General features: G+C 70.0%; 7 protein-coding genes. 5 read left to right on the top strand and 2 right to left on the bottom strand.

The window, feature by feature from the left end:
* Positions 1-56: 56 nt before the first annotated feature.
* Positions 57-629 carry a hypothetical protein gene (locus ACTOWL_RS09285; protein WP_441320930.1) on the top strand — a complete coding sequence of 191 codons (573 nt, stop codon included), beginning with the start codon at positions 57-59 and terminating at the stop codon, positions 627-629.
* On the opposite strand, the gene ACTOWL_RS09290 is transcribed toward ACTOWL_RS09285, so the two are convergent.
* Positions 630-1,835: a M20 aminoacylase family protein gene (locus ACTOWL_RS09290; protein WP_441320931.1), complete on the bottom strand. Its 1,206-nt coding sequence runs from the start codon at positions 1,833-1,835 to the stop codon at positions 630-632.
* Between the two features lie 151 nt (positions 1,836-1,986).
* Between ACTOWL_RS09290 and ACTOWL_RS09295 the strand changes: the two genes are divergently transcribed.
* Positions 1,987-2,910, top strand: coding sequence for a ribokinase (locus tag ACTOWL_RS09295; protein ID WP_441320932.1), 924 nt, complete (start codon positions 1,987-1,989; stop codon positions 2,908-2,910).
* 4 nt (positions 2,911-2,914) lie between these two features.
* Here the strand turns inward: ACTOWL_RS09295 and clpS are convergent, their stop codons facing one another.
* Entirely contained in the window at positions 2,915-3,223 is a 309-nt protein-coding gene (gene clpS / locus ACTOWL_RS09300; protein ID WP_441320933.1) for an ATP-dependent Clp protease adapter ClpS, read from the bottom strand.
* 195 nt (positions 3,224-3,418) lie between these two features.
* On the opposite strand from clpS, the gene ACTOWL_RS09305 reads away from it, so the two are divergent.
* The 3 genes from ACTOWL_RS09305 to ACTOWL_RS09315 all read left to right on the top strand — a co-directional run.
* On the top strand, positions 3,419-4,591 hold the full coding sequence (locus ACTOWL_RS09305; protein WP_441320934.1) for a M20 aminoacylase family protein: 1,173 nt from the start codon (positions 3,419-3,421) through the stop codon (positions 4,589-4,591).
* 178 nt (positions 4,592-4,769) lie between these two features.
* On the top strand, positions 4,770-5,948 hold the full coding sequence (locus ACTOWL_RS09310) for an IS481 family transposase (RefSeq protein WP_441320935.1): 1,179 nt from the start codon (positions 4,770-4,772) through the stop codon (positions 5,946-5,948).
* A 263-nt stretch (positions 5,949-6,211) separates the two neighbouring features.
* The coding region (locus ACTOWL_RS09315) for a helix-turn-helix domain-containing protein (RefSeq protein ID WP_441320936.1) at positions 6,212-6,831 on the top strand (620 nt) is incomplete at its 3' end.

A 6,831-nucleotide genomic window follows, 5' to 3' on the forward strand; every position in this document is an offset into this window, starting at 1 on the left:
TTTCGCCGCAATTCCTGCTTACCTCCGAGGGAGATGGGGCACGGAGGAGGAAGCAGATGGCGAAGTTCCGCTATTGGGGCGTGTCGGTTCTGCTCAGCCTGGGCCAGGCCGACCTCGCCGTGGCGACCGAGCGGCCGCCCTATGACGACGCCCTGGCCGCCTATCTCGGCTCGGCCCGCGCGGCCAATGACGACACCGCCCTGGCCCCGCTCTATTTCTACCGCCCCGACAGCTTTGCCCGGGTCACCTTCATCGGCCATGTCGCGCCGGATGCGGTGCCGTCCTGGCGCGGCGTCGCCATCGACGGCGTCTGGCAGCCGGCGGTGACGCCGGACGACCTCGCCCCGCTGCTGCTGCCCGACACCGGCTGGGCGGCGGCGGACGAGGCGACGCGCGAGGCGATCGCCGTGCGCTGGGTCGAGGAGATCGTGCTGGCCGGCGAGGTGCTGAAGAGCGGCGCCGACCTGGTGCCGCCCGCGCCGGACGGCGCCGTCGTCCCCGCCGCCGCCCGCACCCTGCCCGACGGCTCGATCGAGGTCAGCGGCTGGGTGTCGCATCTCAGCATCGCCGGCGAGATCGCCGACCCCTTCACCGTCCGGCTGGCGCCGGACGGGACGGTGCTGGCGTAGCTACCCCTCCACCCCCAGCTCCTGGCCCACCAGCGTGACCCAGTAGGTCGAGCCCAGCGCCAGGATCTTGTCGTTGAAGTCGTAATGCGGCGTGTGGACGTAGTGGTAGCTGCCGTCCGGGTTGATGCCGTTGCCGATCATGATGAAGGCGCCGGGCCTCTTCTCCAGCATGAAGGAGAAGTCCTCGGCGCCGGTGATCAGCGGGATGCGGGTCGCGACCTTGTCGTCGCCGACGATCCTGCCCGCCACGCCGGCGGCGATGTCGGTCTGCTCCGGATGATTCACCAGGGTCGGGTAGCGGCGGTCGTAGTGCACCGCGGCGGTGCAGCCATAGGTCGCCGCCAGCCCTTCGGCGGTCTCGCGCAGCCGGCGCTCGATGGTGTCGCGCACCTGGGGCGAATAGCTGCGCGCCGTACCGCTCACCACCACCTCGGGCGGGATGATGTTGGGCGAACCGGCGGAGCCGCCGGAGATGTGGCCGACGCTGATCACCGCCGGCTCGACCGACGGGATGTTGCGGCCGACGATGGCCTGGATCGCCAGGATGAAATGCGCCAGCACCACGGTCGGGTCGGTCGCCAGATGCGGGGCGGAGCCGCCATGGCCGCCGGTGCCGCCGAAGCGGACAGTCCAGGTGTCGGCCGCCGCCATCATCGGGCCGGGGCGGATGCCGAATTCGCCGACCGCGCGGCCCGGATTGTTGTGCATGCCGTAGACGGCATCGGCCGGGAAGCGGTCGAACAGCCCTTCCTCGACCATCAGCCGGCCGCCGCCCTGGCCCTCCTCGGCCGGCTGGAAGATGAAATGCACCGTGCCGGCGAAGTCCCGGTTCTCCGACAGGTAGCGGGCGGCGCCCAGCAGCATGGCGGTGTGGCCGTCATGGCCGCAGGCATGCATCTTGCCGGGCACGGTCGAGGCATAGGGCAGGCCGGTCTTCTCCTCGATGAACAGCGCGTCCATGTCGGCGCGCAGCGCCACCGCCCGGTTGCCGGGCCGGGTGCCCTTCAGCGTGCCGACCACGCCGGTCTTGGCGATGCCCTCCTGTGTCTCGATGCCCCAGCCGCGGAGCGTCTTCGCCACCAGCGCCGCGGTGCGCACCTCCTCGAAGCCGGTCTCCGGATGGGCATGGATGTCGCGGCGGATCGCGATCAGCTCGTCCTCATAGCCCTTGATCTCGGCCAGGACGTCCTTCGGCTCGGCGGTCACGGTCGTTCCCCTTTGGTTGCGGCTTGGCACGTAGGACATTTGCAGGTTTTTCGGCCCGCGCCCAGGGGCGGCGGGCAGTCCGTGTGCACATCGGTTGCGTTCCGGCCCGTGCCGCGCCAGGATCGCGCCCTTCGTCGGGGAGGACCGCCGCGTGATCCTGGATTTCGGCTCGATCAACATGGACCTGGTGATGGCGGTGGCGGCGCTGCCGCGGCCGGGCGAGACCGTGCTGTGCGACGGCTACGTCACCAAGCCCGGCGGCAAGGGGTCGAACCAGGCGGTGGCGGCGGCGCGGGCCGGGGCACGGGTGGCGATGGCCGGCGCGGTCGGCGATGACGGCTTCGGCCAGGTGATGCGCGCGACCCTGGCGAAGGAGGGCATCGACACCGGCCTGATCGCCACCAGCGACCGGCCGACCGGCGTCGCCTATATCTGCGTCGACGCCAAGGCCGAGAACTTCATCGCCGTCGGCAGCGGCGCCAATCTCGCGGTCCGCGCCGACCAGGTGCCGGACGACCGGCTGACCCCGGACACGCTGCTGGTGCTGCAGATGGAGCTGCCGCCGGAGCAGAACTGGGCGCTGCTGCAGCGCGCCCGAGCCCGCGGCTGCCGCGCCATCCTCAACGTCGCCCCGGCCGCTGCGGTGCCCGAGGCGGCGCTGCGCGACCTCGACCTCCTGGTGGTGAACGAGCACGAGGCGCTGGCGATCGCCGGCGGGCTCGGCCTCGACACGTCCAGCCCCCGGGCCGCGGCCCAGGCGCTCAGCGGCCGGATGAACCTGACCTGTGTCGTCACCCTCGGCGGCGAGGGCGCGATCGCAGTCGGTCCGGAGGCAGGTTTCGCCGTACCGGCGCTGCCGATCCAGCCGGTCGACACCACCGGCGCCGGCGACACCTTCACCGGCGTGCTGGCGGCCGGGCTCGATGCCGGGCTGCCACTCGACCAGGCGCTGCGTCGGGCCTCGACCGGCGCTGCCCTGGCCTGCCTCGCCCTCGGCGCGCAGGAGAGCATGCCGACCGCCGCGGCGATCGACGCCGCCCTGCCGCGGCTGGGGCCGACCACGTCGATCGGATAGCAGCCTAGGTTTCTTCCGGCTCGGTCGTGAACAGCAGCGGATAGCCCAGCTTGCGGGCGGCATCGGTCGCCCGCGTCGCCTTGGTCTCGGCGACCTCCTTGGGATAGACCGCGATGACGCAGACGCCGCGCCGATGCGCCGTCATCATCACCCGATAGGCTTGGTCCTCGCTCATCCGGAACTCGCCCTTCAGCACCACGACCACGAATTCGCGCGGCGTGTAGTCGTCGTTCAGCAGGATGACCTTGTGCAGCCGCGGCCGCTGCGTCTTCGGCCGGGTGTCGATGCGGGGCTTGTTCGTGGTGTCGCTCATCGGCTGCTCCTGGCTGGCGCAGCTACGGAAAACGGCCGCAGCTTGTCACGCTCGGCACCGCCCGTCCACCGCCCGTCCACCGCCCGGGGCAGCGGCCGGTTGCCGCCCCTGCGCCTGCACCGGGTTGCCCCGGCGCCGCGGACGGACCACTATCGGAGTTTCGCCATCCCAGCCAGCGCAAGACGAGACCGACCGATGCCCGTCATCAATTCGATCGCCGCCCGCAAGGAGGAGATGACCGCCTGGCGGCGCGACCTCCACGCCCATCCCGAGCTCGGCTTCGAGGAGGTGCGGACCTCGGCCATCGTGGCGGAGAAGCTGGCCTCCTGGGGCATCGAGGTGCATCGCGGCCTGGCCAAGACCGGGGTCGTCGGCGTGCTCAAGGGGCGGACGGACGGCGGCCGCACCATCGGCCTGCGCGCCGACATGGATTGCCTGCCGATGCAGGAGGTCAACGACTTCGCTCACAAATCGACCGCGCCCGGCAGGATGCATGCCTGCGGCCATGATGGCCACACCACCATGCTGCTCGGCGCGGCGCAGTACCTGGCCGAGACGCGGAACTTCGACGGCACCGTGCACTTCATCTTCCAGCCGGCGGAGGAAGGCGGCGGCGGTGGCGATGTGATGGTCCGGGAGGGCCTGTTCGACCGCTTCCCCTGCGACGAGGTCTACGGCCTGCACAACTGGCCGCTGCTGCCGGCCGGCACGGTCGGGGTGCGGCCGGGCCCGATGATGGCAGCGGCCGACATGTTCGACATCAGGATCCACGGCGTCGGCGGCCATGCCGCGATTCCTCAGACCGCCAAGGACCCGGTGGTGATCGCGGCGCAGCTGGTCGGCGCGCTGCAGACCCTGGTCAGCCGCAACACCAACCCGATGGATGCGGCGGTGCTGTCGATCACCCAGATCCACACCGGCAGCACCCACAACGTGATCCCGGACGAGGCCTATCTGAACGGCACGGTGCGGACCTTCCGGCCCGAGGTGCAGGCGATGATGGTCGCCGGCATCCGGCGGATCGTCGACGGCATCGCCGCCGCCTTCGACGTCGTGATCGACATCGACTACCAGTACGGCTACCCGGCGACGGTGAACCATGCCGAGCAGGCTGAGACCGCGGCGCGGGTGGCGGAGACGGTGGTCGGCGAGGGCAATGTCCAGCGCGACGTCGAGCCGTCGCTGGGCGGCGAGGATTTCGCCTATCTGCTGAACGCCCGGCCGGGGGCCTATCTGTTCCTCGGCCAGGCCGGCGGCGCCTCGGGGGCGATGATCCACAACCCGCATTACGACTTCAACGACGAGGTCCTGCCGCTCGGCGCCTCGCTGCTGGCGGGCCTGGTCGAGACCCAGCTGAAGGCGGGGTGACGGCGGCCGTCCGGCCGACGCTTCGGCCGGTTCAGAATTCGATCGCCCGAACTGACACCTGCTTTCCACTCTCCCCCTCCCCCTACCCCCTCCCGCGGGGGGTGTATGGACCGGGGAGATGGTGAACAGGTGTTCGGGGAGATGGTGAACACTTTCGGCATGAGGCGAAGGAGGTCGCATGCCGTTTCAGGAGTGTTCGCGCATGTCGCAACGGGAGGAGTTTTGCCGCTTGGCGCAGACGCCGGAGGCGAATGTATCGGAGCTGTGCCGTCGGTTCGGTGTCGGCCGAACAGCGGGGTACAAGTGGCTGGAGCGCTACCGGGAGCAAGGTCCGGAGGGCTTGGCGGACCGATCGCGTCGGCCGCAGGTCAGTCCGGGGCAGACGTCGGCGGAGCTGGAGGCGCGGGTGCTGGCGGAGCGGGCGGCGCATCCGGCCTGGGGTGGTCGGAAGATCGGCCGTGTGCTGGAGCGGGAGGGTCTGGTGCCGCCGGCGGTTTCGACGATCACCGAGATCTTGCGCCGGCACGGGAAGCTGGACGGGCCGCGGGCGGGAGAGCGGCGCGACTGGGTGCGGTTCGAGCATGCGGCGCCGAACGATCTGTGGCAGATGGACTTCAAGGGCCACTTCGCGCTGGAGGCGGGGCGCTGCCATCCGCTGACGGTGCTGGACGACCATTCCCGCTACGCGCTGGGACTGGAGGCTTGCGGCGACGAGGTAAGCGAGACCGTGCAGACCCGGCTGGAGCGGGTGTTCCGGCGCTGCGGCCTGCCTTGGCGGATGCTGATGGACAACGGCTCGCCCTGGGGCACGGGCGGCCCGGCGCGGTACACGGTGCTGACCGTCTGGCTGCTCGACCTGGGCATCGCGGTGAGCCACGGCCGGCCTTACCATCCCCAGACCCAGGGCAAGGACGAGCGCTTCCACCGCACGCTCAAGGCCGAGGTGCTCGACGGCTACCGGTTCCGGGACCTCACCCAGGCCCAGGCCGCCTTCGACGCCTGGCGCGAGGTCTACAATACCCATCGGCCGCACCAGGCGATCCAACTCGAGACGCCCTCCAAGCGCTATCAGGTGAGCCCGCGGTCCATGCCCGAGACCATCGCCCCGCCCGACTACGAGCCCGAGGCCCAGCTCCGCAAGGTGCAGGACACCGGCTGGATCAGCTTCAAGGGCCAGAAGATCAACTGTTCGAAAGCCTTCGTCGGCCGCCGCGTCGCGCTCCGCGCCACCGACACCGATGGACTCTTCGACCTGTGCTATCGCAGCCATGTTCTGGCGCAGGTCGACCTGCGCCAGAACATGGTCCAACCTGTTCACCATGTCCCCGAACAGGTGTCCACCTTGTCCCCGGTCTAAACAACGGGAGGGGGCAGGGGAGGGGGTTTCAATGACGGGAGCCGGCGTGGAATCGGCCAAGATTTCTGCGGGACCGGTACTGACGCTCCACATCAATTCCATCGGCGCCAACCCCCTCCCCCTTCCATCCTCCCCCTCCCGCAAGGAGAGGGGGAGGATGTGTCCAGCCCGGATAGAGAGGTAACAGAATAGCCCGGATAGATGGGTGACAGCTCTAATTTGGCAGGGAGGGCCTGCCGATGCCTTGGGAAGAGAGCTGTGCCATGGATCAGAGAGTGTGGTTGATCGGGGACTGGCTGGGCGGGGAGTGGACGGTGTTGGAGCTGTCGGAGCGGTACGGGATCAGCCGGAAGACGGCGTACAAATGGATCGATCGGTATCGGTCGGAGGGGTCGGCGGGGCTGTTGGAGCGGAGCCGGGCGCCGCGGGCGCACGGCCGATCGACGCCGGTGGAGCTGGCGGCGGCGATCATCGAGCAGAAGATGGCGCGGCCGAGCTGGGGTCCGCGCAAGATCATCGCGAAGCTGGAGGAGCGCTATCCGGAGGCGGCCTGGCCGGTGCCGTCGACGGCGGGCGAGATCCTGAAGCGGGAGGGACTGGTGCAGCCGCGGCGTCGGCGCCATCGGGTGCCGCCGACGCTGGGCGGCCTGACCCTGGCGGAGCGGCCGAACCATGTCTGGGCGACAGACCACAAGGGCTGGTTTCGGCTGGGCAATGGCGAGCGGTGCGAGCCTCTGACGATCGGCGACGGCTATGCGCGGTATCTGCTGGGGCTGACGGCGGGCGACAGCACCCGCGGCGAGGAGGCGCGAGAGGAGTTCGAGCGGAGCTTCGAGGAGAATGGTCTGCCGGAGATCATGCGGTCGGACAACGGTTCGCCGTT

The sequence above is a fragment of the Inquilinus sp. CA228 genome, from assembly GCF_052078665.1.
In the GTDB taxonomy this organism is placed as follows: Bacteria; Pseudomonadota; Alphaproteobacteria; order DSM-16000; family Inquilinaceae; genus Inquilinus.